The organism is Sinorhizobium garamanticum (assembly GCF_029892065.1).
GTDB classification, from domain to species: domain Bacteria; phylum Pseudomonadota; class Alphaproteobacteria; order Rhizobiales; family Rhizobiaceae; genus Sinorhizobium; species Sinorhizobium garamanticum.
This window is the reverse complement of record NZ_CP120373.1, coordinates 1,574,275-1,597,433: the sequence shown is the minus strand read 5'-3', so window position 1 is coordinate 1,597,433 and position 23,159 is coordinate 1,574,275. Positions and strand designations below refer to the sequence as shown.

General features: G+C 62.0%; 23 protein-coding genes. 3 read left to right on the top strand and 20 right to left on the bottom strand.

Annotated elements, in window-relative coordinates:
- Window positions 1–9: 9 nt before the first annotated feature.
- Window positions 10–945, top strand: a complete 936-nt coding sequence (locus PZN02_RS07440) for a tyrosine recombinase XerC (protein ID WP_280660948.1) — start codon at window positions 10–12, stop codon at window positions 943–945.
- Window positions 946–1,093: 148 nt separating this feature from the next.
- The gene (locus PZN02_RS07435; RefSeq protein WP_280660947.1) at window positions 1,094–2,179 is read left to right on the top strand and encodes a TraB/GumN family protein; all 1,086 of its coding nucleotides are present in this window, start codon (window positions 1,094–1,096) and stop codon (window positions 2,177–2,179) included.
- Window positions 2,180–2,527: 348 nt separating this feature from the next.
- Here the strand turns inward: PZN02_RS07435 and PZN02_RS07430 are convergent, their stop codons facing one another.
- The 20 genes from PZN02_RS07430 to sdhC form a co-directional block, all read right to left on the bottom strand.
- On the bottom strand, window positions 2,528–3,001 hold the full coding sequence (locus PZN02_RS07430; RefSeq protein WP_280660946.1) for a DUF2867 domain-containing protein: 474 nt from the start codon (window positions 2,999–3,001) through the stop codon (window positions 2,528–2,530).
- A gap of 87 nt (window positions 3,002–3,088) precedes the next feature.
- Window positions 3,089–4,495, bottom strand: coding sequence for a dihydrolipoyl dehydrogenase (lpdA, locus tag PZN02_RS07425; protein ID WP_280660945.1), 1,407 nt, complete (start codon window positions 4,493–4,495; stop codon window positions 3,089–3,091).
- 24 nt (window positions 4,496–4,519) lie between these two features.
- Window positions 4,520–5,272, bottom strand: a complete 753-nt coding sequence (locus PZN02_RS07420) for an SDR family oxidoreductase (protein WP_280660944.1) — start codon at window positions 5,270–5,272, stop codon at window positions 4,520–4,522.
- Entirely contained in the window at window positions 5,269–5,775 is a 507-nt protein-coding gene (locus PZN02_RS07415; protein ID WP_280661421.1) for a hypothetical protein, read from the bottom strand. The genes PZN02_RS07420 and PZN02_RS07415 overlap by 4 nt, the downstream gene beginning before the upstream one ends.
- Window positions 5,772–6,410 carry a LysE family transporter gene (locus PZN02_RS07410; protein WP_280660943.1) on the bottom strand — a complete coding sequence of 213 codons (639 nt, stop codon included), beginning with the start codon at window positions 6,408–6,410 and terminating at the stop codon, window positions 5,772–5,774. The genes PZN02_RS07415 and PZN02_RS07410 overlap by 4 nt, the downstream gene beginning before the upstream one ends.
- Window positions 6,407–6,832: a VOC family protein gene (locus tag PZN02_RS07405; RefSeq protein WP_280660942.1), complete on the bottom strand. Its 426-nt coding sequence runs from the start codon at window positions 6,830–6,832 to the stop codon at window positions 6,407–6,409. The genes PZN02_RS07410 and PZN02_RS07405 overlap by 4 nt, the downstream gene beginning before the upstream one ends.
- 14 nt (window positions 6,833–6,846) lie before the next feature.
- Window positions 6,847–7,236 carry an MAPEG family protein gene (locus PZN02_RS07400; protein WP_280660941.1) on the bottom strand — a complete coding sequence of 130 codons (390 nt, stop codon included), beginning with the start codon at window positions 7,234–7,236 and terminating at the stop codon, window positions 6,847–6,849.
- A 46-nt stretch (window positions 7,237–7,282) separates the two neighbouring features.
- Window positions 7,283–8,521: a 2-oxoglutarate dehydrogenase complex dihydrolipoyllysine-residue succinyltransferase gene (odhB, locus tag PZN02_RS07395; RefSeq protein ID WP_280660940.1), complete on the bottom strand. Its 1,239-nt coding sequence runs from the start codon at window positions 8,519–8,521 to the stop codon at window positions 7,283–7,285.
- 122 nt (window positions 8,522–8,643) lie between these two features.
- Entirely contained in the window at window positions 8,644–11,640 is a 2,997-nt protein-coding gene (locus tag PZN02_RS07390; protein ID WP_280660939.1) for a 2-oxoglutarate dehydrogenase E1 component, read from the bottom strand.
- A 166-nt stretch (window positions 11,641–11,806) separates the two neighbouring features.
- Window positions 11,807–12,709, bottom strand: coding sequence for a succinate--CoA ligase subunit alpha (sucD, locus tag PZN02_RS07385; RefSeq protein ID WP_280660938.1), 903 nt, complete (start codon window positions 12,707–12,709; stop codon window positions 11,807–11,809).
- Window positions 12,710–12,715: 6 nt separating this feature from the next.
- Window positions 12,716–13,912: an ADP-forming succinate--CoA ligase subunit beta gene (gene sucC, locus PZN02_RS07380; protein ID WP_225109844.1), complete on the bottom strand. Its 1,197-nt coding sequence runs from the start codon at window positions 13,910–13,912 to the stop codon at window positions 12,716–12,718.
- A gap of 33 nt (window positions 13,913–13,945) precedes the next feature.
- Window positions 13,946–14,908, bottom strand: a complete 963-nt coding sequence (gene mdh / locus PZN02_RS07375; RefSeq protein ID WP_280660937.1) for a malate dehydrogenase — start codon at window positions 14,906–14,908, stop codon at window positions 13,946–13,948.
- 187 nt (window positions 14,909–15,095) lie between these two features.
- Window positions 15,096–16,247, bottom strand: coding sequence for a cell division protein ZapE (gene zapE, locus PZN02_RS07370; protein ID WP_280660936.1), 1,152 nt, complete (start codon window positions 16,245–16,247; stop codon window positions 15,096–15,098).
- A 109-nt stretch (window positions 16,248–16,356) separates the two neighbouring features.
- Window positions 16,357–16,896, bottom strand: a complete 540-nt coding sequence (locus PZN02_RS07365; RefSeq protein WP_280660935.1) for a protease inhibitor Inh/omp19 family protein — start codon at window positions 16,894–16,896, stop codon at window positions 16,357–16,359.
- Window positions 16,897–17,092: 196 nt separating this feature from the next.
- Complete coding sequence (gene msrA / locus PZN02_RS07360) at window positions 17,093–17,689, bottom strand: peptide-methionine (S)-S-oxide reductase MsrA (protein WP_280660934.1); 597 nt, start codon at window positions 17,687–17,689, stop codon at window positions 17,093–17,095.
- A 144-nt stretch (window positions 17,690–17,833) separates the two neighbouring features.
- On the bottom strand, window positions 17,834–18,613 hold the full coding sequence (locus PZN02_RS07355) for a succinate dehydrogenase iron-sulfur subunit (RefSeq protein ID WP_280660933.1): 780 nt from the start codon (window positions 18,611–18,613) through the stop codon (window positions 17,834–17,836).
- Complete coding sequence (locus PZN02_RS07350; RefSeq protein ID WP_280660932.1) at window positions 18,606–19,559, bottom strand: hypothetical protein; 954 nt, start codon at window positions 19,557–19,559, stop codon at window positions 18,606–18,608. Before PZN02_RS07350 ends, PZN02_RS07355 begins: the two co-directional genes overlap by 8 nt.
- Window positions 19,559–21,400 (bottom strand): succinate dehydrogenase flavoprotein subunit, encoded by a 1,842-nt coding sequence (gene sdhA, locus PZN02_RS07345; protein ID WP_280660931.1) that lies wholly within the window; start codon window positions 21,398–21,400, stop codon window positions 19,559–19,561. Before sdhA ends, PZN02_RS07350 begins: the two co-directional genes overlap by 1 nt.
- Window positions 21,401–21,407: 7 nt before the next feature.
- Entirely contained in the window at window positions 21,408–21,788 is a 381-nt protein-coding gene (gene sdhD / locus PZN02_RS07340; RefSeq protein WP_280660930.1) for a succinate dehydrogenase, hydrophobic membrane anchor protein, read from the bottom strand.
- 11 nt (window positions 21,789–21,799) lie between these two features.
- Window positions 21,800–22,195 (bottom strand): succinate dehydrogenase, cytochrome b556 subunit, encoded by a 396-nt coding sequence (sdhC, locus tag PZN02_RS07335; RefSeq protein ID WP_225109838.1) that lies wholly within the window; start codon window positions 22,193–22,195, stop codon window positions 21,800–21,802.
- 309 nt (window positions 22,196–22,504) lie between these two features.
- Between sdhC and PZN02_RS07330 the strand changes: the two genes are divergently transcribed.
- The gene (locus PZN02_RS07330; protein WP_280660929.1) at window positions 22,505–23,155 is read left to right on the top strand and encodes a hypothetical protein; all 651 of its coding nucleotides are present in this window, start codon (window positions 22,505–22,507) and stop codon (window positions 23,153–23,155) included.
- The last annotated feature ends 4 nt before the right edge of the window (window positions 23,156–23,159 follow it).

Below are 23,159 nucleotides of genomic sequence, written 5' to 3'. Positions count from 1 at the left end.
GGAGCGACGATGAACGAGCTTCTTGTAATTGGTCACCCCGAAGTCATGGCGGAACGCCAGCGCTGGCTGGCGAGTCTCACGAAGGAGCGCCGCCTGTCCGCAAAGACGGTCGAGGCCTATGAGCGCGACACCCGGCAGTTCCTGACTTTCCTGACGGGCCATCTCGCCGGGCCGCCGCGCCTGGAGGATATCCGCAGTTTGCGTCCGGCCGATCTGCGCGGCTTCCTTGCACAGCGGCGCAAACACGGTGCGGGCGCGCGCACGCTGGGACGCGGGCTTGCGGGCCTGCGCTCTTTCCTGCGTTATCTGGAGAAAAATGGCCTTGCCAACGCCGCGGGCGCTCAGGCTGTGCGCTCGCCGAAGCAGCCGAAATCCCTCCCGAAACCGTTGACAGACCGCGACGCGCTGAAGGTCGTTACGGCGGACGCGCAGCTTGCGGAAGAACCGTGGATCGCCGCCCGCAATGCGGCCGTTCTGACGCTTCTCTACGGCTGCGGCCTGCGCATATCGGAAGCGCTCGCGCTTACGCCCAATGATTTTGCCGGCGCCAGCTCATCGCTGCGTGTCAGCGGCAAGGGCGGCAAGACGCGAATCGTCCCGCTCATTGCCGCCGCGACCGAGGCCGTGGCCAACTACACCAGGATTTGCCCCTACCACCTCGCCGCTGATGTACCGCTGTTCCGCGGTGCCCGCGGCGCCACGCTTCAGCCGGCCATCATACAGCGCGAGATGCAGAAACTGCGCGCCGCCCTCGGTCTTCCAGATTCGGCAACACCACACGCCCTGCGTCATTCCTTCGCCACGCATCTTCTCGCCGGCGGTGGCGACCTGCGCACCATCCAGGAGCTGCTCGGCCATGCCAGCCTCTCGACGACACAGGTCTACACAGGCGTCGATTCGGCGCGCCTCCTGGAAATTTACGATCGCGCCCATCCACGTGCCTGAAATTCGGCGAAGTGCCGGATTAACCAAGCCCGTTAAGGAACCCGTGATCACCGCAGCGTAGGGTTCGAGAAAGCAGTTCCAGGATGTGCGGCGGTCTTCCGTCCGGAATTGTGCCATTTCGAGTAGAACTGTGCAGAATCGGTGCCCGATGATGACGTTTCCGATCTCAAGACCCATTCGCAATCTTGCCGACAGGCTTGCAGATAGCGCCCCGTGGCTGATCGCGTCCCTGCATCTTCTGATGCTCGCGAGCCTGATCGCCGCACTGCTTTCTATTTCGGATGCGCGCGCTGCCGAAGAGTCCGCCTGCGGCGGCAGCAACATCTTGACGGGACTGGAACAGTCGGACCCGACGCGCTTCGCCGCGCTGCGCCGGGAGGCCGACGCGGTACCGAACGGAAAGGGCCTCCTCTGGAAAATCGAAGCCCAAGGATTGGCCCCCTCCTGGCTGCTCGGCACCATGCACGTCACCGACCCACGCGTCTTGGCGATGCCGGAAGGTGCGGTCGACGCCTTTGCCAAGGCGGCAATTGTCATCGTCGAATCGGACGAAATCGTCGACGACAAGAAGGCGGCGGCGGCAATCATGATGCACCCGGACCTCACCATGTTTGCCGGCGACAAGACGATCAACGACTTTCTCAAGCCGGAAGATCGCGTGCGGCTGGAAACCGGTCTTAAGGAACGGGGCATTCCGCTGCCACTCGTCGCCAAGATGAAACCGTGGATGATTGCAAGTTTCGTCGCGCTTCCGGCCTGCGAGATCTCGCGCAAAGCCGGCGGCGCCTCCTTCCTCGATAAGAAGCTGGCGGAGGACGCCGTCAGGGAGGGGAAGACGCTGAAGGGCCTGGAGACGCTGGTCGAGCAGCTTTCGGCAATGGACTCGCTGCCTGTCGAACTCCACCTGCAGGCGCTGATCGAGACGTTGGCGCTCGGCAAGACGATTGACGATGTCATGGCGACGACGACTGATCTCTATCTTTCCGGCGACACCGGAATGATCATGCCGATGATGAAGTCCGTTTCCTCGCAGACTGCGGCAAAGGACTTCGGTTTTGCCGATTTCGAGCAGCGCATCATCATCGACCGCAACAAGATCATGGCGACACGTGCCGAACCGTTCCTGAAGGGCGGCAACGCCTTCATGGCCGTTGGTGCGCTGCACCTATCCGGCGCGGAAGGTCTGGTCGAGCTCCTACGTCAACGCGGCTTCACCGTCACGCCGGTAAACTAGAGCCCTTCAGGTTTAAATGGAAACAGTTCTGTTGGCTCAAATGGAGTCGGATGGTCGACCGGCCGGCGCGCGGCGTAGCCAAAGCATACGGCCAAGCCGGCCGGCCGATCAGGCGGCCCGTTTCAGCCAACCCGGAGGGCCGGGCATTTTTCCGCCAGGCTCAGAGGCGATCGGCTCGGACGTACATCCGGGTACGCCCCTTCGCCAATCGCCTCTGCCCTGACGAAAACCTGCTCCGGCAGAACTGCTTCCATTTAACCCTGAAGGGCTCTAGGAGCGGGATGAGGAAAAGTGTGCGCGGTTTTCCGCCCGCATTCCCGCGTCTCAACTTATTAGAATCGCTCGCGTTCAGCGCCGTTCGTTCAGCCCGGCCAACAATGCTGGGACGATTGTCTTGTGGAACGGCGTGACAAGCGCGAGATAGATGCGGCCGAATAAATTTCGGCGACGCACCAGGGTCGTGACGCCGACCACCTGGCTGTCGGCCGGACCTTCGCGGACGTCCACGATAATGCGAAAATCCAAATGCCGGTCGTCGAAGCCGAGAACGGCCTTGCGCTTGTCATCGAGCAAAACCGGAAAAAATCCGATCAGACCGCGATCCGCGGCTGGTGCAGCGGTCTTCAGCCCGACGGGTGACACGATGCGGTTTCGAAGTGCCAGAAAGGCGCGGACCCAGGCCGGCAGTTGGCCAAGCATGCGCCGGGCCGCCTCGCCCGCCGTCAGTTGCTCATTCAAAATGAGAAGCTCGTAGCGATCCGCCCAGTCGGCTTCGGGCAATATCGCGTTCGGAAGGTGAGCGGCGACGCTTCGCGGTCTCATGAACGATCCTCATATCGGTCCGTTCATGTTCGCGCCGCGTGGCAGCGCATGGCAGGGGGCCGCTTGTCGCAGCCCCCCGGCCAATTGTCACATGTGGATCGGCTTGAAGAAGGTGGCGAGCGCCGCTTCCTTGACCGCTTCCGACATGGTGGGATGGCCATGGCAGGTGCGTCCGAGGTCTTCCGACGAACCGCCGAATTCCATCAGCACGGCGATCTCGTGAATCATTTCGCCGGCACCGAAGCCGACGATATGGCCGCCGAGCACGCGGTCGGTTTCCTTGTCGGCCAAGATTTTGACGAAACCATCCGTCTGGAGCATCGCGCGGGCGCGGCCATTGGCGGTGAAGGGGAACTTGCCGACCTTGTAAGCAACGCCTGCGGCCTTGAGTTCTTCCTCGGTCTTGCCGACCGAAGCCACTTCCGGCTGGGTGTAGACGACGCTCGGAATGACGTCGTAGTTCACGTGACCGGCCTGGCCCGCGATGATCTCCGCCACGGCCACGCCTTCGTCCTCCGCCTTGTGAGCCAGCATCGGACCGCGCACGACGTCGCCGATCGCGTAGACGCCGGTGATGCTCGTCTGGAAGTGACGATCGATCTCGATCCGGCCGCGCGAGTCGAGCACGACACCTGCCTTCGCGAGACCCATATTCTCCGTGCAGGGCTTGCGGCCGGTCGCGACCAGTACGACGTCCGCGTCGAGCGTGGTCGACTCGCCGCCCTTGACCGGCTCGAAAGTGACTCTCGCGCCACTGCCGGGCTTCGCAACGCCTGTCACCTTGGCGCCGAGCTTGATGTCGATGCCTTGCTTCGTCAGCATCCGGTGGAGCTGCTTGCCGACCTCTCCGTCCATGCCGCCGAGAATCGTGTCGAGGAATTCGACCACCGTCACCTTTGCGCCGAGGCGCGCCCAGACCGAGCCGAGCTCGAGGCCGATGATGCCGCCGCCGACGACGATCATGCTCGCCGGCACCTTTTCGAGCTCGAGAGCGCCGGTCGAGGAGAGGATGACCTTCTCGTCGAACTCGAACTCGACACCCGGAATGCCGGCGACCTCCGAGCCCGTGGCGATCACGATGTTCTTTGCTTCGAGGACCTGCTCCTCGCCCTTGTCGTTGGTGACGGAAACCTTGCCCTGCCCCAGGACCTTGCCCAGGCCCTGGAAGCCGTCGATCTTGTTCTTCTTGAACAGGAACGAGACGCCGTCGACATTCGACTTCACGGTCGCGTCCTTGTGGGCCATCATCTTCTGAAGGTTGAGCTTCGCGCTTGCGACTTCGACGCCCAGTGCCTCCAGGCCGTGCTGCGCGTGATGGAACATCTCGGAAGCGTGCAGCATCGCCTTGGAAGGAATGCAGCCGACGTTGAGGCAGGTGCCGCCATACGTGCTGCGCTTTTCGACCACGGCAACCTTCATGCCCAGCTGCGCCGCCTTGATGGCGCAGACATAGCCGCCGGGGCCGCTTCCGATAACGATGAGATCATAAGCCATTTGATAATCCTTGTTTCAGGGCGGCTAGCGACCGCCGCTGACGTTGAGAATTGCCCCCGTCACATAGGTCGCCTTATCCGACAGGAGATAGAGAATTGCATCGGCAACTTCGCCGGCCGTGCCGGGGCGTTGCACAGGGATCGAGGGCGCCATGTCGCGGGCGCGGTCCGGCAATCCGCCGGAGGCGTGAATGTCCGTATCGATAATGCCGGGGCGCACCGCATTTACGCGAATGCCCTCCGCCGCCACTTCACGCGCCAGGCCGACGGTGAACGTGTCGATCGCGCCCTTTGCGGCGGCATAGTCGACATATTGCCCCGGTGCGCCGAGCACGGCCGCGATGGAGGAAAGATTGACGATCGAACCGCCGCGCCCGCCGTGACGCGTCGACATCCTGAGCACCGCTTCCGCCGCGCAGCGGATGGAACCGGTCACGTTGACACGGAACATGCGGTCCAGCCGTTCCGGCGAAATCTCGTCGATGCGTTGTGGCGGACCGACGATGCCGGCATTGTTGACGAGCCCGTCGAGGCGGCCGAAGGCGGAGTCGACCACGGAGAAGATCGCCTTCACGCCGGCTTCAGAACCGACGTCTCCCTCGACGGCGATTGCGGCGCTGCCCGCCGCCTCGACCGCACGCACCACCTCTTCCGCGGCCTGCCGGTTGGAGGCGTAATTGATGGCGACGCGCCAGCCTTCGCTTGCCGCTGCGATGCAGGCGGCGGCACCTATTCCGCGGCTGCCGCCCGTGACGAGAAGGACGCGCCCGTGGCTCATCCGGCGCATCCCTTGAACTCAAAGATGTCGGAGCTGTCGGCGTTCGCCTTGCCCTCGCCCCAGGCGCTCGACGTGCGCAGCGACGGGCCGAAACCGGGGAGCAGGATCTGTTCGGCAGCCGGCGCGTCCTCCGCCTGAAGCAAGCCGATGCGGCCGGCCCTGTCGACCGTATAGATCACGCCCTCCCAGACGGTGCAGGCCTCAAGCTCCGCGCCGGTGACGTCGCCTGTCGGGCAATCATGCATGACGATCCCGTTCGCACGCAGCGGCTCGCCGGATTGCATCACGACGCCGTCGAGCGACAGACGGGTCTTGCCGAACTTGACCTTGAAGTGATTGCTGGTGACGGCGCTTTCCGAGCCGACCGGCTCGAACCGCAACTCGTAGCTGCCAGCAGGGTCTGCGTAGATCGCACGCGCCTGGATGCACTCGTCCGCAAGGGCGGGTGCGGCGGCCAAGACGGTCGCGAGCGAAGCGAGGAGAGCGTTCCGGCCCGTCATCAGGCAGCCTTCTCGGTCGCTAACTTCAGCCCGAGCCCGATGAAGACCACGCCGCTTGCCCGGTCGATCCACTTGCTCGCCCGGGTGAAGGCAGCCCGCATGCGCGGCGTCGTCATGAACAGGCTGACGCCGATGAACCAGAGGATCAGGCAGCTTGCCATGACGAGGCCATAGCCGAACTTGACCATCATCGGCGTATGGGCGCTGACGACCGTCGAGAAGATCGACAGGAAAAAGAACACCGCCTTCGGGTTGAGCGCATTGGCGGCAAAGCCGAGGCCAAAGGCCTTTGCCGCCGACTGCTCTCTGCCCGCCCTTACCTCTCCCGCATCGACCGCAATCTCCGTCTGGCCGGCGCGCAGCGCCTTGATGCCGATATAGACGAGGTAGGCGACGCCGCACCACTTGACGATGTTGAACAGATAGATCGACTGGGAAATGATCAGCCCCAGGCCGAGAATGGTGTAGGTAACGTGAAACATCAGCGACGTGCCGATGCCGAAGGATGTGATGATGGCCTGACGGCGCCCATGCACCAGCGACTGCCGTATCACCATGGCGAGGTCGGCACCGGGCGAGACGATGGCGAACGAGAAGATCGCCATCAGCGATGCGAGTTCGATCAGATAGTGGCTCATGATTTTGCGACCGGTGCGTTGAGGGCCCAGATGTGGCCGAATGGATCCTGGATGCGCGCATAGCGTGCTTGCCAGAACGTATCCTGCGGCTCCATCACTGTCGATGCCCCGGCGGCGATCGCCCTGGCATAGGCCTGGTCGACATCTTCCGGTTTCGCCAGATTGATGTTGATCGCAACGCTCGCGCCACCTGCCGTCTTGGGCGAACTGATGCTCATCTCGTATTCCGGAAACTCGTCATGCAGCATGATCTCGCCCCCGAAGAGGGCGAGATTGGCGTGCATGACGCGTTTGCCGTCCTCGGCCATCTGGTGAAACGTGTTAACGGCGCCGAATGCCTTTTCGTAAAAGGCGATGGCGGCAAGGCCGTCCTTGACGCAGATATGAGCCTGGATAGGTGGAATATTCGGTGCGGATGCCATGCTTCGTCCTCCTTCTAGATCGCGATGCCTGCAAACATCAGGGCAAGTCCGATAGCGGACACACCCCACACTGCCGAGCGAACCAGACCCAGACCACCGACATAGATCGGCAGGTAAGCCGCCCTCGCCCAGAACCAGATCGCCGCTCCCCAGCCGGTCAGCGGTCCGCCGCGTCCGGTGAACTCCGCCACGACGACGAGTACGATGAAGATCGGATAGGTCTCGTGGAAATTGCGGAGCGCCCGCGTCGCGCGTGCCGTAAAAACATCCGGCGGCGGCTGAACGTCCCGGTTGGGATCCGCCTCGACGAGGCCGTTCTGCAGGCGATAGGCGCCCGCCTGCGCCATCATGTAGACGAAGGCGAGCAGGGCGCTCCACAGGAGGTAGCTCAGTTCCAACGACATCCGCGCATCCCACGAGAAGAAGCGGGGGCTCTCGCCCCCGCCTGTCTTAGAGATCGAGCACCAGGCGTTCCGGATCTTCAAGGCTCTCCTTGACGCGCACCAGGAAGGTGACCGCTTCCTTACCGTCGACGATACGGTGATCGTAGGAGAGAGCGAGATACATCATCGGGCGGATGACGACCTGTCCGCCGATCGCAACCGGGCGGTCCTGGATCTTGTGCATGCCGAGAATGCCGGACTGCGGCGCGTTGAGGATCGGCGAAGACATCAGCGAGCCGTAGACACCGCCGTTGGAGATCGTGAAGGTGCCGCCCTGCATGTCGGCCATCGACAGCGCGCCATCGCGAGCGGCCTTGCCGAGGCGGCCGATTTCCTTCTCGATCTCGGCGATCGACATCTGGTCGGCATCGCGAACGACCGGCACGACAAGGCCCTTGTCGGTACCGACAGCGACGCCGATGTGGCAGAAGTTCTTGTAAATGACGTCGGTGCCGTCGATCTCGGCGTTGACCGCCGGCAATTCCTTCAGCGCATGCGTGACAGCCTTGGTAAAGAAGCCCATGAAGCCGAGCTTGACGCCGTGCTTCTTCTCAAAGATGTCCTTGTACTTGTTGCGCAGGCTCATCACCGCGCTCATGTCCACCTCGTTGTAGGTGGTGAGCATCGCGGCCGTGTTCTGTGCGTCCTTGAGGCGCTTGGCGATCGTCTGGCGCAGCCGTGTCATCTTGACCCGTTCTTCGCGGACGGCATCCTCGGCCGGCGCCGGCGCACGCGCCTGGACTTTCGCCGGTTCGGCGGCAGGGGCCGAAACGCCCTTGGCGAGAGCGGCGATCACGTCACCCTTCAGCACCTGGCCACGCTTGCCAGAGCCGTCGATCTGGTCGGCGGCGAGATTGTTTTCCGCGATAAGCTTGGCGGCAGCCGGAGCCGGCGGCATCGACGTCGGCGCCTGCTGCGCTGGCGCGGCGGCTGGCTGCGGGGCCGGAGCGGCAGCCGCGGGTTCAGGCTTTTTCTCGGCCGGAGCCGGAGCAGCAGCGGCGGCACCGGCGCCTTCGGCGATCTGGCCGAGCAACGCGCCGAGGCCGACGGTCTCGCCCGCCTGCGCTACGATTTCGGAGAGCGTGCCGGCTGCCGGTGCCGGCACTTCGATCGTTACCTTGTCGGTCTCGAGTTCGAGGATCGGTTCGTCAGCCTTGATCGCATCGCCGACCTTCTTGAACCAGGTGCCGACGGTCGCTTCGCTGACGGATTCGCCGAGAGTGGGAACGCGGATTTCTGTTGCCATGATTTTTGTTCCGTTGATCAGATATCTGTTTCTAGCTCTTTGAGTTACGCACTTCCGGACGGAAAACCGCTACGCACTTTTCCTGGAAGTGCTCCAGCGATTGGCAGACCGTGGGGAGCCTATCAGCCCCCCAGCGCGTCCTCGAGGAAGGCGGCAAGTTGCGCCATGTGCTTAGACATCAGGCCGGTTGCCGGCGAAGCGGCGGCCGGACGGCCGGTGTAGCGCACCCGCTGATACTTGGCGTCGATATGGGCGAGCACCCATTCGAGATAGGGATCGATGAACGACCAGGCGCCCATGTTCTTCGGCTCTTCCTGGCACCAGACCATTTCCGCATTGCGGAAGCGGCTGAGTTCGTTGATCAGAGCCTTGGCCGGGAACGGATAGAGCTGCTCGACGCGCAGCAGGTAAATGTCGTCGACACCGCGCTTCTCGCGCTCCTCGAGCAGGTCGTAATAGACCTTGCCCGAGCACATCACGACGCGACGGATCTTCGAATCCTTCTGCAGTTTGATCGGGCCGTCCTTGATGACCTCCGCATCGTCCCAGAGCAGCCGGTGGAAGGAACTCTCGCCCGCCATTTCGGAGAGGCTGGAGACCGCCCGCTTGTGCCGGAGCAGCGACTTCGGCGTCATCAGGATCAGCGGCTTGCGGAAATCGCGCTTCACCTGGCGGCGCAGGATGTGGAAGTAGTTGGCCGGCGTGGTGACGTTGGCGACCTGCATGTTGTCTTCCGCGCAGAGCTGCAGGAAGCGTTCCAGGCGCGCGGAGGAGTGCTCCGGCCCCTGGCCTTCATAGCCGTGCGGCAGCAGGCAGACGAGGCCGGACATGCGCAGCCACTTGCGTTCGCCGGACGAGATGAACTGGTCGAAGACCACCTGAGCACCGTTGGCGAAGTCGCCGAACTGGGCTTCCCACAGCGTCAGTGCGTTCGGACGGGCAAGCGAATAGCCATATTCGAAGCCGAGCACCGCCTCTTCCGAGAGCATCGAGTTGATGACCTCGTAGCGAGCCTGGGTCGGCGACAGGTTGGCGAGCGGAATGTAGCGCTCCTCCGTCTGCTGGTCATAAAGAACCGAGTGACGCTGCGAGAACGTGCCGCGCTCGCAGTCCTGGCCCGAGAGGCGGATCTTCGTGCCCTCGGTGACAAGCGTGCCGAAGGCGAGCGCTTCCGCCATTGCCCAGTCGATGCCCTCACCGGTCTGCACCATGCTGGCACGGTTTTCCATGAAACGCTGGATCGTGCGGTGGGCGTTGAAGCCAGCCGGGATCTCGGAAATCTTGCGGCCGACTTCCTTCAGCTGCTTCATCGGTACCGAGGTCTTGCCGCGGCGCTGCTCATCCTGGTTGTCGGCCGTGCGCAGGCCCGACCAGGCTCCATCGAGCCAATCGGCCTTGTTCGGCTTGTAGGACTGGCCGGCCTCGAACTCCTGCTCGAGATGGGCGCGCCAGTCCGCCTTCATCTTCTCGACCTCGCCCTCGGTCATGAGACCTTCGGCGATCAGCCGTTCCGAATAGAGCTGGACGACCGTCTTATGGGCGCGGATGGCCTTGTACATCCTCGGCTGCGTGAATGCCGGCTCGTCGCCCTCGTTGTGGCCGAAGCGGCGGTAGCAGAACATGTCGACGACGACCGGCTTGTGGAACTTCATCCGGAATTCGGTCGCGACCTTGGCCGCGTAGACGACGGCTTCCGGGTCATCGCCGTTCACGTGGAAGATCGGCGCTTCGATCATCTTCGCCACGTCCGACGGATAGGGCGAGGAGCGCGAGAAGGCCGGGTTCGTGGTGAAGCCGATCTGGTTGTTGATGATGAAGTGCACGGTACCGGCGACGCGGTGGCCGCGCAGGCCAGAGAGGCCCAGGATTTCTGCGATGACGCCCTGGCCGGCGAAGGCAGCGTCGCCATGCAGCAGGAGCGGCATAACCTTTACGCGTTCGCGCAGCGGAATGATGTCGCCCTCGAACACCGTCGCCATCTGGTCCTGCTTGGCGCGTGCCTTGCCCATGACGACCGGGTTGACGATCTCGAGATGCGACGGGTTCGCCGTCAGCGACAGGTGCACCTTGTTGCCGTCGAATTCGCGGTCGGAGGAAGCGCCGAGGTGATATTTGACGTCGCCAGAACCTTCCACGTCATCGGGCGCATAGGAGCCGCCCTTGAACTCGTGGAAGATGGCGCGATGCGGCTTGGCCATCACCTGGGAAAGAACGTTGAGGCGGCCGCGGTGGGCCATGCCGAGCACGATTTCCTTGAGGCCTTCCTGACCGCCGCGCTTGATGATCTGCTCCAGCGCCGGGATCAGCGACTCGCCGCCGTCGAGGCCGAAACGCTTCGTGCCCTTGTACTTGACATCGATGAACTGCTCGAAGCCTTCGGACTCGATAAGCTTCTGCAGGATCGCCCTCTTGCCCTCGGGCGTGAATTCGACGCCCTTGTCCGGACCTTCGATACGGGCCTGGATCCAGGCCTTCTCCTCGGGGTTGGACATATGCATGAATTCGACGCCCATCGTCGAACAGTAGGTCCGCTCGAGGATTTCGACCATTTCGCGCACGGTCGCGTATTCGAGGCCGAGCACGTTGTCGATGAAGATCTTGCGGTCGAGGTCCTTCTCTTCGAAGCCGTAGGTCTTTGGCGAGAGCTCTTCGTAGTCCTCGACCGGGTCGGCAAGGCCGAGCGGATCGAGCTTGGCGTGCAGGTGGCCGCGCATGCGGTAGGCGCGGATCATCATGATGGCGCGGACGGAATCGCGCGTCGACTGATGAACCTCCGCCTCGCTGACCGGGACACCGGTGACGGCAGCAGCTTCCTCGACCTTGGCCTTGACCTTCTTTTCGATAACTTTCTCAACGACGCCCCAGTCGCCGTCGAGCGCGGACACGAGTTCGCCATTGGCGGCGATCGGCCAGTTGCTTTTTTTCCAGGAGGCGCCCTTGGCGGCCTTCACAACGTCTTCCGGCCGGTCGGCGAGCGCCTTGAAGAAGGATTGCCATTCGGACGAAACGGAGGACGGATCCGCTTCGTAACGCGCATAGAGCTGCTCGATATAAGCAGCATTGGCGCCATCCAGAAACGATGTGAGCTGGAATTGCTCGTTGGCCTCTTGCCTTGTCATGGTCTTTCGCGAACCCCTGGTTCGCCTCCTGACTGAAGTTGGGATGCCGGGTCTTCCCGGTCGTTCATCTTTATTCGGCGCTTTTACTGCACCAAGCTTGCGTCATTAATTGGATCCGGCTTGGGGCCGGCAGACTGCGCCGGCCCCAAGCCTCGCTTTCGGAATCTCAGCCCTTCAGGACCTCGACCAACGTCTTGCCGAGGCGTGCCGGCGACGGCGAGACGCGAATACCGGCCGATTCCATCGCCGCGATCTTGTCTTCCGCGCCGCCCTTGCCGCCGGAGATGACCGCGCCGGCATGGCCCATGGTGCGGCCGGGAGGGGCCGTACGGCCGGCGATGAAGCCGACCATCGGCTTCTTGCGGCCGCGCTTGGCTTCGTCCTTCAGGAACTGCGCCGCGTCCTCTTCGGCCGAACCGCCGATTTCACCGATCATGATGATCGACTTGGTCTCGTCGTCGGCGAGGAACATTTCCAAGACGTCGATGAACTCGGTACCCTTGACCGGGTCGCCGCCGATGCCGACGGCGGTCGTCTGGCCGAGGCCTTCGTTGGTGGTCTGGAAGACGGCCTCGTAGGTGAGCGTACCGGAGCGCGACAGCACGCCTACCGAGCCCTTGCGGAAGATGTTGCCCGGCATGATGCCGATCTTGCATTCGTTCGGGGTGAGCACGCCCGGGCAGTTGGGGCCGATGAGACGCGAGGAGGACCTCTCCAGGCGCGCCTTGACCTTCACCATGTCGGCGACCGGGATGCCTTCGGTGATGCAGACGATCAGCGGAATTTCCGCGTCGATCGCTTCGATGATCGCGGCGGCAGCGCCCGCCGGCGGAACATAGATGACCGATGCATTGGCGCCGGTCGCGTCACGGCCTTCGGCAACAGACGCGAAGATCGGGAGTTGCTCGCCCTTGGCGCCGGTCCAGGTCTCGCCACCCTTCTTCGGGTGGATACCGCCGACCATCTTCGTGCCGTTATAGGCGAGCGCCTGCTCGGTGTGGAAGGTACCGGTCTTGCCGGTCAGGCCCTGAACCAGGACCTTGGTGTCTTTGTTGATCAGGATGGACATGAAACCTCAGGCTCCCTTCACGGCTGCAACGATCTTCTGGGCGGCATCGTCCAGATCATCGGCGGAGATGACGTTGAGGCCCGATTCATTGATGATCTTCTTGCCAAGTTCGACATTCGTGCCTTCGAGGCGGACGACGAGCGGCACCTTGAGACCCACTTCCTTGACGGCGGCGAGCACGCCTTCGGCGATGACGTCGCACTTCATGATGCCGCCGAAGATGTTGACGAGAATGCCCTTCACGGCCGGATCGGCAGTGATGATCTTGAAGGCATGTGTCACCTTCTCCTTCGAAGCGCCACCGCCGACATCGAGGAAGTTCGCGGGTTCGGCGCCATAGAGCTTGATGATGTCCATAGTCGCCATGGCAAGACCGGCGCCGTTGACCATGCAGCCGATGTTGCCGTCGAGCGCGACATAGGCGAGGTCGTGCTTGGAGGCTTCGATTTCCTTCTCGTCCTCTTCCGTGGTGTCGCGCAGAGCGACGACGTCCTCGTGGCGGAAGAGCGCGTTGCCGTCGAAGGAGACCTTGGCGTCCAGCACGCGCATGCGGCCGTTCTTCATGACGATCAGCGGGTTGACCTCGAGCAGGCTCATGTCCTTCTCGACGAAGGCCTTGTAGAGGATCGGGAAGAGCTTTTCAGCATCGGCCCGTGCCTCGCCCTCAAGCTTCAGCGCGTCGGCGAGCGTCTTCAGGTTTTCCGCAGTGACGCCCTTGTCCGGATCGATCGCCACGGTGACGATCTTCTCCGGCGTGTGCTCGGCAACCGCCTCGATGTCCATGCCGCCCTCGGTCGAAACCACGAAGGCAACCTGGCCGACCGAGCGATCGACGAGGATCGAAAGATAGAGTTCGCGGTCGATGTCGGCGCCGTCCTCGATATAGAGGCGGTTGACCTGCTTGCCGGCCGGACCGGTCTGCTTGGTCACCAGCGTGTTGCCAAGCATCTCCTTGGCATTGGCGACGACCTCGTCTACGGACTTCGCGAGCCGCACGCCACCCTTGGCGTCGGGGCCGAGTTCCTTGAACTTGCCCTTGCCGCGACCACCAGCGTGGATTTGGCTCTTCACCACGTAGAGCGGTCCCGGCAGCTTCTTAGCAGCAGCTTCCGCTTCGTCGGCGGAGAAGATCGCGACGCCTTCGGCGACCGGCGCGCCATAGCTCTTCAAGAGAGCCTTGGCCTGATATTCATGAATGTTCATGGAGTTGTTCCTGTCTGATTGGCCGGATGGCGGTTACTTCAGGCTGGGTGCGATGCTGATGCAAGCCTCGCAAAGGCCTGCGACCGCCGCCACCGACTTGTCGAAGGCTTCCTTCTCGCCCTTGTTGAGGTCGATCTCGATGATGCGCTCGACGCCGCCGGCGCCAATGATCGTCGGCACGCCGACATACATGTCCTTGACGCCGTACTGGCCGGAAAGATGGGCCGCGCAGGGAAGCACGCGCTTCTTGTCCTTGAGGTAGGCTTCCGCCATCTCGATCGCGGAAGCAGCCGGCGCATAATAGGCCGAGCCTGTCTTCAGGAGGCCGACGATTTCGGCGCCGCCGTCACGGGTGCGCTGGATGATTTCCTCGAGGCGGTCCTTGGTGACCCAGCCCATCTGAACGAGATCGGTCAGCGGAATGCCGGCAACGGTCGAATAGCGGGCGAGCGGCACCATCGTGTCGCCGTGGCCGCCGAGCACGAAAGCCGTGACGTCCTGGACGGACACGTTGAATTCCTGGCTGAGGAAGAGGCGGAAGCGCGAGGAGTCGAGAACGCCGGCCATGCCGACGACCTTGTTCTTCGGCAGGCCCGAGAACTTCTGCAGCGCCCACACCATGGCGTCGAGCGGGTTGGTGATGCAGATGACGAAGGCGTTCGGCGCATATTTCTTGATGCCGGCGCCGACCTGCTCCATCACTTTCAGGTTGATGCCGAGCAGGTCATCGCGGCTCATGCCCGGCTTGCGCGGCACGCCGGCGGTGACGATGCAGACGTCAGCACCTTCGATCGCAGAATAGTCGCTCGCGCCCGTGAGCGATGCATCGAAACCTTCGACCGGCGACGACTGTGCGATATCGAGGCCCTTGCCCTGAGGAATGCCGTCGGCAATGTCGAAAAGGACAATGTCGCCCAATTCCTTCAAGCCGGCGAGATGTGCCAGCGTGCCACCAATCATCCCTGAGCCGATAAGTGCGATCTTGTTGCGCGCCATGAAAGTGCTTCCTTTGTGATCCCAAAATGATCGAGGCCTGAAACGCGGCAAAACGCCAAACCTTCGCGGAAAGCCCTTAAACGGCAAATGGTAAAATATCAATGCATACTTTTTGACAGAGCAAATTCAATCGGTTAGATCATAAAACTCTTACGTAAACGTAAGAAAGTATGTCGCCGTTGCGTCATCAAACGGTCATTCTTGCCGGATGTTGCGCCGCATATTCCTTGCTCTGCATCTCGATCAGGCGCGACACGGTGCGATCGAACTCGAAGCCTTCGGTTCCCTTCTTCGCGGTCAACAGGTGCTGCGGCTCGGCCGCAGCGGAGGCGAAGAGGCGGGCGCCCTGATCGTAAAGGGCATCGACGAGGATGATAAATCGCTTGGTCTCGTTGCGCAGGTGAGGTCCCAGATGCGGGACGTGGTCGAGGAAGATCGTGCTGTATTGCGTCAGGATGGCGAGATAGTCGGCAGCACCGAGCGGCTGCGCGCAAAGGTCGGCGAAAGTAAACCGGGCGCTTCGGCCGGACGCCGACGGCACGTGGATCTTGCGCCCCTTGCGGCTGATCTCCGCCGGTGCTTCCGGTGCCCCGTTGGTCTCGACGTACCAGGCGCGCGCCATCGCCGCCTCCGCCTCCGGGCCGAGCGGTGAAAGCCAGACCGGATTTCCGTCGGTCTTCTGCAGGCGGTAATCCGTCTCGGTGTCGAGCGAGATGATCTCCGTATTCGCCTTCAGAAGATCAATGAAGGGGAGAAAAAGGCCACGATTGAGGCCATGACGATAAAGATCGCTCGGCTCGACGTTCGAGGTCGCGACGAGGACGCATCCCTTGGCGAAGAGTTCGCCGAAGAGGCGCGCCAGAATCATCGCATCGGCGATGTCGCTGACAGAAAATTCATCGAAGCACAGGAGCCGGGCCTCGCCAAAGAGCTCGGAGGCCACCGGCGGGATCGGGTCGGCCTGCTTAGTCTCGCCATTCTTGAGTTTCTGGCGATGCTTGTAGATGCGCTCGTGCACATCCGCCATGAACTCGTGGAAATGCGCCCGACGCTTGCGCTGGATCGGCACGGCGTCGAAGAACATGTCCATCAGCATCGTCTTGCCGCGACCAACGCCGCCGTGGATGTAAAGGCCCTTGACCGGAGCGTGATCCTTCTTGCGCGAGGCAAAGAGCCAGCCGAGCGCATTGGACTTGCGCGACGGCCTGCTGGCAAGCAGCTCCGCGGTCAGGTGGTCGAGTCGCCGCGCGATCGCAATTTGCGCCGGGTCGCGCTGTCGTTCGCCGGTGGTAACGAGCGTTTCAAGCTTGTGAACAATGCTGTCGTCTGGGTTGAGCACGCGGCACCCAAGGTGAGCAAGGAGCAATTTAGGCGAGAGGCACGGGACGGGCAAGACTGCTCACACGTCCTCGTCCCGCGTTCGGCTGAGCGCCGGGCGTTGGCGGCCGTCAGCGGCTGAGGCTGACCGGCTGCCCGCTGTTGGTCGAGCCGTCGAAGCGCGCGTCTGCGGTCTTGTAGAGGCGTGCGATCGGATTGCCGCCCCGGTCCTTTAGCACCACCTGCTTGCCGGCGACTTCCCAGGAGCCCATCGTCGTCAGCTCGCCGGCGCAGCCGCGCGTGCCGCCGCGCGATCCGCTGCCGAGGTTCGTCAGCGTCAGGAACATGTCACAGGAGCTGCCGGCGCTCGACACACGCCAATTGCCGACCATCGATTCCTTCGTCACGTCGAGCGCGTTCGGGGCGGCCGCGACCTGCGTGCCGGCCGGCGCGCCGCCGGGAGCTGCGGCGCCAGCGGTGGGTGCCGCCGGGAACTGCGAGGTGTTGGTCGTCGGGTCAGGGAGCTGGCCCGACGAAACCGTCGGAACGGGCGCAGCCTGCAGCGGAGCAGGCGAAACATCCTGAGAACCGAAACCACCCATGGATGTCCGCTGGCATCCGGTCAGCGCAAGCACAACCGCCAGCCCCGCCGCCGCATGAAAAACCCGCATGTCTCTTACCCCCAATATCTTCGTCGAACCATGATGCAACGCGATAATAATGGCCGAACTACAGCAAATCCACCTGACAAATCAAGGGAAGGCATTTCAGCAGCACCTGTTGCACGATTGAAACGCCGGTTGGAACGGGTGCCCTCCGCATCCGCCGACGCGGAAAATGCGGCAAGGCCAGGCGGCGAGAATACAATCAGTGATTGACGCCGGCATAGGCACGGTCGCCCCAGAGCGCCTCGACCGTCCGGTTCCTGCCGCAGCCGTTCCTGTAATACCAATAGCGAATCGGGTTTCGTGCGCCGAAGTCCTGATGATACTCCTCGGCCGGCCAGAATTTTGCAGCACCCTCGACCGGTGTGACGATCGGCTTTCCGAGTTCGGCTTCAGCCTTGATCTTTCCGGCCTTCGCGTCCATCGCCTGCCGTTCGTCAAGCGCGTAGATCGCGGTCGTGTAGGCAAAGCCGCGATCGCAGAACTGACCGCCGCCGTCCGTCGGGTCGGTTGTGTGGAACAGCACCGAGACCAGCATCGAATAGGAAACCCTGTCCGGATCGAACTTGATGCGGACCACTTCGCGATGGCCGCCGCTCGCGTAGTCCTCATAGGTCGGATTGGCGCTCTTGCCGCCGGCATAGCCCGAAATCGTCTCGAGAACGCCGGGCACGCCGTCGAAATCGGTCTCAACGCACCAGAAACAGCCGCCGGCAAACAGCGCAAACTGCGACTCGGCCGCCCGCGCCGGTAAGGACAGCAAGCAACCGGTGACAAGTGCAAACAGCAAACGATTCATCGCAATCTCCGATCCCCAACATAAAGCTATGAGGACGGCCGAAAGTTTCAAAATCAAATGCCGACACGGGGCCGTGAAGTTCGTGAGATACGCAAACGGCGGGCCAGAGAGCCCGCCGTCGAAGCCGACAATAGTTGCCGGCGACTAGACCCTGCGCTCGACCAGCATCTTCTTGATTTCGCCGATCGCCTTGGCCGGGTTGAGCCCCTTCGGACAGGCCTGGGCGCAGTTCATGATCGTGTGGCACCGGTAGAGCCGGAACGGATCCTCGAGATTGTCGAGCCGCTCGCCGGTCGCCTCGTCGCGGCTATCGATCAGCCAGCGATAGGCCTGCAGGAGAACGGCCGGGCCGAGATAGCGGTCGCCGTTCCACCAGTAGCTCGGACAGGAAGTCGAGCAGCAGGCGCAAAGGATGCACTCGTAGAGGCCGTCGAGCTTCTGGCGATCCTCGTGGCTCTGCTTCCATTCCTTGGCCGGCGTCGGCGAAACGGTCTTCAGCCAAGGCTCGATCGAGCGGTGCTGGGCATAGAAATTGGTGAGATCTGGCACCAGATCCTTGACCACCGGCATATGCGGCAGCGGATAGATCTTCACCGTTCCCTTGATCTCGTCCATGCCCTTGGTGCAGGCGAGCGTGTTGGTGCCGTCAATGTTCATCGCGCAGGAGCCGCAGATGCCCTCGCGACAGGAGCGGCGAAGCGTCAGCGTCGGATCGATCTTGTTCTTGATGTAGAGCAGGCCGTCGAGCACCATCGGACCGCAGTCGTCGATGTCGATGTAGTAGGTGTCGACGCGTGGGTTCTTACCCTCGTCCGGATTCCAGCGATAAACGCGGTATTCACGCAGGTTCGTCGCGCCGACCGGCTTCGGCCAGACCTTGCCTTCGGTCACCTGCGAGTTCTTGGGGAGAGCGAGTTCAACCATCGTTAGTTGCCACCTTCACAATTTCGAGAATCGTTTTGATGTCTTCCGATTCATCGGACAAATCATAAATACGTTCGACCATCGAAACCGGGCTAAAATCGTCGCTTTCGCCGAGCCACTGTTTTAGCACATTGTTTTCAACGAGTTCAGGGTAGTCGCCGAGTAGCGTTATGACCAATTCGAAGACAATCGCCGTCAACGCTATAAGCATTGCGTATGCGGTCGCCTTAAAGTCCGGGGTGGCGAGCCACGCTCCAGAAAATCCGTCCTTGGCCGTAATCACCTTCACATGTGCATTGTAACCCCAATGTACATGGTCACTCATCCATCCATAGAGGCGGCCGATCGTTCGGAACTTCGCCGCCGCAGTGCCTAAGCATTTGGTCGTTTGGGTTTTCTGGATCTGCTTCGCGTCGTCGACCCTTCGAATGACATAAACCCACGCTAGCTGCTCAAGAATCATTCTTGCGATGGCGACAGCTTCGAACAGAGCGCCCTTGTCGGCTTCGGCGAATGCCCGCCTGAAGCTGTAGTCGACTCTGATAAGGGTTAAGTCGCCTATCCACTCCCCGACAGTCGGTTCTCGATTCAACATAGGTGGATATGACGTTATCGCTTCCTGTATTCGGGAAAGCCGCGAGAAGCATGCCCGTTTGTAGCCTCGATCAAGTCTTGACTCCGATCCTGGATCGGCTTCATAGCGAATATCTTTGAGATATGTTTTTCGGACGTGATCAATAGACTTATTTCGCAGAGAGTAGGTTACGATAGCAGCACTAATCATCTCACGGAGCAACGCAGGATAACTATAATCAACTCCAACTTGATAACCAGCGTTGTTTACCGGAGCCTCAAAATCCTTCTGCATGAAAATCGGGAATGCCGCATAGAGCTGCGAGCGCTGACGCGCATCATGCTCAAACGCAGTTTCTTGCGCCCCGAACACTAGTACACGCGCGCCTTCGGGGCGATCTTCATCGGATCGATGCCCTCGGCGATCAGGTCGGTGTGAACCGGGCGGTAGTCGAGCCGGACATCGCCGGCCTCGTTGACCCAGGCAAGCGTATGCTTGCGCCAGTTGACGTCGTCGCGCCCCCCGAACGGGCCTTCGGTGTAATCCTCGCGCGCATGCGAACCGCGGCTCTCCTTGCGTGCTTCGGCGCCGTAGATAGTCGTGATGGCATTGGCCATCAGGTTTTCCAGCTCCAGCGTTTCGACAAGGTCGGAATTCCAGATCATCGAGCGGTCGGTGACCTTGACGTCGGAAAGCTCCTTCCAGATCTCCGAGAGGCGACGGCAGCCGGATTCGAGCGATTCCTGCGTGCGGAAGACGGCGGCGTCGTCCTGCATGGCGCGCTGCATCTTCTCGCGCAGCACCGCCGTCGGCGTCCTGCCATTGGCATGCCGCAGGCGGTCGAAACGCTCGACGATGCGGTCGCAGGCAGCGGTGTTGAGCGCCGGAATGGATTCCTGGCGGTCGATGATCTGGCCAGCACGGATCGCCGCAGCGCGGCCGAAGACGACCAGGTCGATCAGCGAATTGGAGCCGAGGCGATTGGCGCCGTGAACCGAGGCGCAGCCCGCTTCGCCGACCGCCATCAGGCCGGGCGCGAGGCGCTCGGGGTTCTCGCTGTCGGCATTCAGCACCTCGCCCCAATAGTTGGTGGGAATGCCGCCCATGTTGTAGTGGACGGTCGGCAGAACCGGGATCGGCTCGCGGGTGACGTCAACGCCGGCAAAGATCTTCGCGCTCTCGGAAATGCCCGGCAGGCGTTCGTGCAGCACCGTCGGATCGAGATGGTCGAGATGCAGGAAGATGTGGTCCTTGTTCTTGCCGACGCCGCGGCCTTCGCGGATTTCGAGCGTCATGCAGCGCGAGACGACGTCGCGCGAGGCGAGGTCCTTGGCGGACGGGGCATAACGCTCCATGAAGCGCTCGCCTTCCGAATTGACGAGATAACCGCCTTCGCCGCGCGCCCCTTCGGTGATCAGACAGCCGGAGCCGTAGATGCCGGTCGGGTGGAACTGCACGAACTCCATGTCCTGGAGCGGCAGGCCGGCGCGGGCGATCATGCCGCCGCCGTCGCCGGTGCAGGTGTGTGCCGACGTCGCCGAGAAATAGGCGCGGCCGTAACCGCCGGTCGCCAGCACCACCATCTTCGCCGAAAAGCGGTGGATCGTGCCGTCATCAAGGTTCCAGGCGACGACGCCGGTGCAGCGCCCGTCGTCCGACATGATCAGGTCGATGGCGAAATATTCGATGAAGAATTCGGCGTTGTTCCGGAGCGACTGGCCGTAGAGCGTGTGCAGGATCGCATGGCCAGTGCGGTCGGCAACCGCGCAGGTGCGCTGCACCGGCGGGCCTTCGCCGTAGTTCTGCATGTGGCCGCCGAAGGGCCGCTGGTAGATCTTGCCTTCCTCGTTGCGCGAGAACGGCACGCCGTAGTGCTCGAGCTCGTAGACCGCCTTCGGCGCTTCCATGGTGAGATACTGCATGGCGTCGACGTCGCCGAGCCAGTCGGACCCCTTGACCGTGTCGTAGAGATGCCACTGCCAGCTGTCGGGCGTCATGTTCTGCAGCGACGCGGCGATGCCGCCCTGGGCCGCGACGGTGTGCGAGCGGGTCGGAAAAACCTTGGTGATGCAGGCCGTCTTCAGGCCCTGCTCGGCCATGCCGAGGGTCGCGCGGAGGCCCGCGCCGCCGGCGCCGACGACGACGACGTCGAAGGCGTGATCGACATATTGGTAAGCCCTGCCGTTTGCAGCGGGTGAACTGATCGATGCCATGGCGAAATTACCCTGCAAAAGCGATCTTCAGGATGGCGAAAAGACAGAGCCCGCCGACCGAGATCGCGAAAAATGTGTTGAGCATGAGAAGAGCGATCTTGATGCCTTCTGCATGCACGTAGTCTTCGATGATCACCTGCATGCCGAGCCGCATGTGGGTGAAACCGGAAAGGAGAACGAGACCCATGATCACCGCGACGAACGGATTGGAGAGCGCAGCTACGACTTCCGCATGGGGGGCGCCAGCATAGCGGGCCACGAAGAAGGCGAAGAAGATCAGCAGCGGTACATTGGAGACAGCCGTCAGACGCTGGCGCCAGAAATGATCGGTCCCCTCCTTGGCGGAGCCGAGGCCGCGAACCTTGGCGAGAGGTGTGCGCATATCCATGTCGTATTCCCTCAGTACCGAACCAGATAGCCGATCACCCAGATCAGCAACGTCAGGGAAACCGATCCGATGATCGTCGCCTTGGCCATCTTCGTCGCAAAATGCTTCTCGTAGCCGTAGCCGAGGTCCCAAATGAAGTGGCGGATGCCGCCAAGCATGTGATGGACGAGGGCCCAGGTGTAGCCGAAGAGGACGAGTTTGCCGATCCACGTGCCGAACAGCCAGCTGACCCAATCGTAATAGGCGGCACCAGAGGCTGCGGCGATCAGCCACCAGGCCACGAGGATCGTGCCGAAATAAAGGGCGCCGCCGGTAATGCGATGCACAATCGACATCACCATGGTTGGGATGGGTTTGTAGATTTGAAGATGCGGCGAGAGCGGCCGGCTTCTTGTGACATTCGTCATCGGAACCTCACGGTGTGACCGGATCGCCGCGCCCCAAAAACTGGACCGCCCTAGTCCGGTATCGCACACGATTGTGCGCAATTCAGTCATCCGGACCTTTAATCACCATAAGGCTTAACGACAAGTATGCTTGTGGAGCAAAATTAATAAAATCGATTAGACAAAAAACGGCGTTTTTCAGCCTCGCTGAGACATGGGAGCGAATTAACGATAAGTGCAGAAAACATAAGCAAATCCGTGACATTTGCCCGCAACTGGCCCAGGATGACATTAAGGATTTGTTAAGGATGATCCGGAGGGCACGACAGAATGAATCTGTTGCGAGTGGTGGGTGCGACCAAAGTTCTAGTGCTGGCTTGCGCTCTGGCAATGCCGGTCAGTCTGCCGGCGGCAGCGGCGAACGGCGCGAGCTTTGGCGACGTTCAGACCCGCACACGTCATGTCCGACTCAAGCACGGCTTCGGCCATCATGATTTTCGCAAATTTCACCACGGCCGCCGGTTTTTTGCCGGTCATCGGCGGCACCGTTCGGTCATGTCGGGTATCGACAACTTTCCATCGTTCAATCAGCGCTTGCCGGACGTCAACACCCGCACTCGGCACGTATGGCGGAAGCATCACCTGAGGGGCTTCGCGCGGCGCGATTGGCGCCGGGACCATGGCGTGATCGTGATCGGCGGGGCATACGGCTTCGGCCCATACGGTAGTACTGGGTCCTATGGCGGCGACGACTTTCCGTCGGTGACGCCCGGCATCGGAACCTATGCCGGCGGTATCTCCGCCTTCCGCCAGGAGGGCAACGGCATCTATTTCAGCCAATACGGCAACTACAACTATTTGACGGAGGGTGCGGCCGATCCCGCCCCGCCGCTGAATCGTGCGAAGATCATCGTCGTCTCGCCGCAACAGAACGACCGCGTCTGCTCGTGGGAACACGGCGTCTGCGTCATCCGGCCGTAGCGGA

Excerpts from the sequence above, each read along its gene's own strand:
- sucD (WP_280660938.1), bottom strand. The coding sequence starts at position 12,709 with ATGTCCATCCTGATCAACAAAGACACCAAGGTCCTGGTTCAGGGCCTG.
- odhB (WP_280660940.1), bottom strand. The coding sequence starts at position 8,521 with ATGGCAACAGAAATCCGCGTTCCCACTCTCGGCGAATCCGTCAGCGAA.
- PZN02_RS07420 (WP_280660944.1), bottom strand. The coding sequence starts at position 5,272 with ATGAGCCACGGGCGCGTCCTTCTCGTCACGGGCGGCAGCCGCGGAATA.
- msrA (WP_280660934.1), bottom strand. The coding sequence starts at position 17,689 with ATGAATCGTTTGCTGTTTGCACTTGTCACCGGTTGCTTGCTGTCCTTA.
- sdhD (WP_280660930.1), bottom strand. The coding sequence starts at position 21,788 with ATGGATATGCGCACACCTCTCGCCAAGGTTCGCGGCCTCGGCTCCGCC.
- sdhA (WP_280660931.1), bottom strand. The coding sequence starts at position 21,400 with ATGGCATCGATCAGTTCACCCGCTGCAAACGGCAGGGCTTACCAATAT.
- lpdA (WP_280660945.1), bottom strand. The coding sequence starts at position 4,495 with ATGGCTTATGATCTCATCGTTATCGGAAGCGGCCCCGGCGGCTATGTC.
- sdhC (WP_225109838.1), bottom strand. The coding sequence starts at position 22,195 with ATGACGAATGTCACAAGAAGCCGGCCGCTCTCGCCGCATCTTCAAATC.
- PZN02_RS07410 (WP_280660943.1), bottom strand. The coding sequence starts at position 6,410 with ATGAGCCACTATCTGATCGAACTCGCATCGCTGATGGCGATCTTCTCG.
- PZN02_RS07405 (WP_280660942.1), bottom strand. The coding sequence starts at position 6,832 with ATGGCATCCGCACCGAATATTCCACCTATCCAGGCTCATATCTGCGTC.
- PZN02_RS07390 (WP_280660939.1), bottom strand. The coding sequence starts at position 11,640 with ATGACAAGGCAAGAGGCCAACGAGCAATTCCAGCTCACATCGTTTCTG.
- PZN02_RS07365 (WP_280660935.1), bottom strand. The coding sequence starts at position 16,896 with ATGCGGGTTTTTCATGCGGCGGCGGGGCTGGCGGTTGTGCTTGCGCTG.
- PZN02_RS07330 (WP_280660929.1), top strand. The coding sequence starts at position 22,505 with ATGAATCTGTTGCGAGTGGTGGGTGCGACCAAAGTTCTAGTGCTGGCT.
- PZN02_RS07435 (WP_280660947.1), top strand. The coding sequence starts at position 1,094 with ATGATGACGTTTCCGATCTCAAGACCCATTCGCAATCTTGCCGACAGG.
- mdh (WP_280660937.1), bottom strand. The coding sequence starts at position 14,908 with ATGGCGCGCAACAAGATCGCACTTATCGGCTCAGGGATGATTGGTGGC.
- PZN02_RS07355 (WP_280660933.1), bottom strand. The coding sequence starts at position 18,613 with ATGGTTGAACTCGCTCTCCCCAAGAACTCGCAGGTGACCGAAGGCAAG.
- PZN02_RS07400 (WP_280660941.1), bottom strand. The coding sequence starts at position 7,236 with ATGTCGTTGGAACTGAGCTACCTCCTGTGGAGCGCCCTGCTCGCCTTC.
- sucC (WP_225109844.1), bottom strand. The coding sequence starts at position 13,912 with ATGAACATTCATGAATATCAGGCCAAGGCTCTCTTGAAGAGCTATGGC.
- PZN02_RS07440 (WP_280660948.1), top strand. The coding sequence starts at position 10 with ATGAACGAGCTTCTTGTAATTGGTCACCCCGAAGTCATGGCGGAACGC.
- PZN02_RS07430 (WP_280660946.1), bottom strand. The coding sequence starts at position 3,001 with ATGAGACCGCGAAGCGTCGCCGCTCACCTTCCGAACGCGATATTGCCC.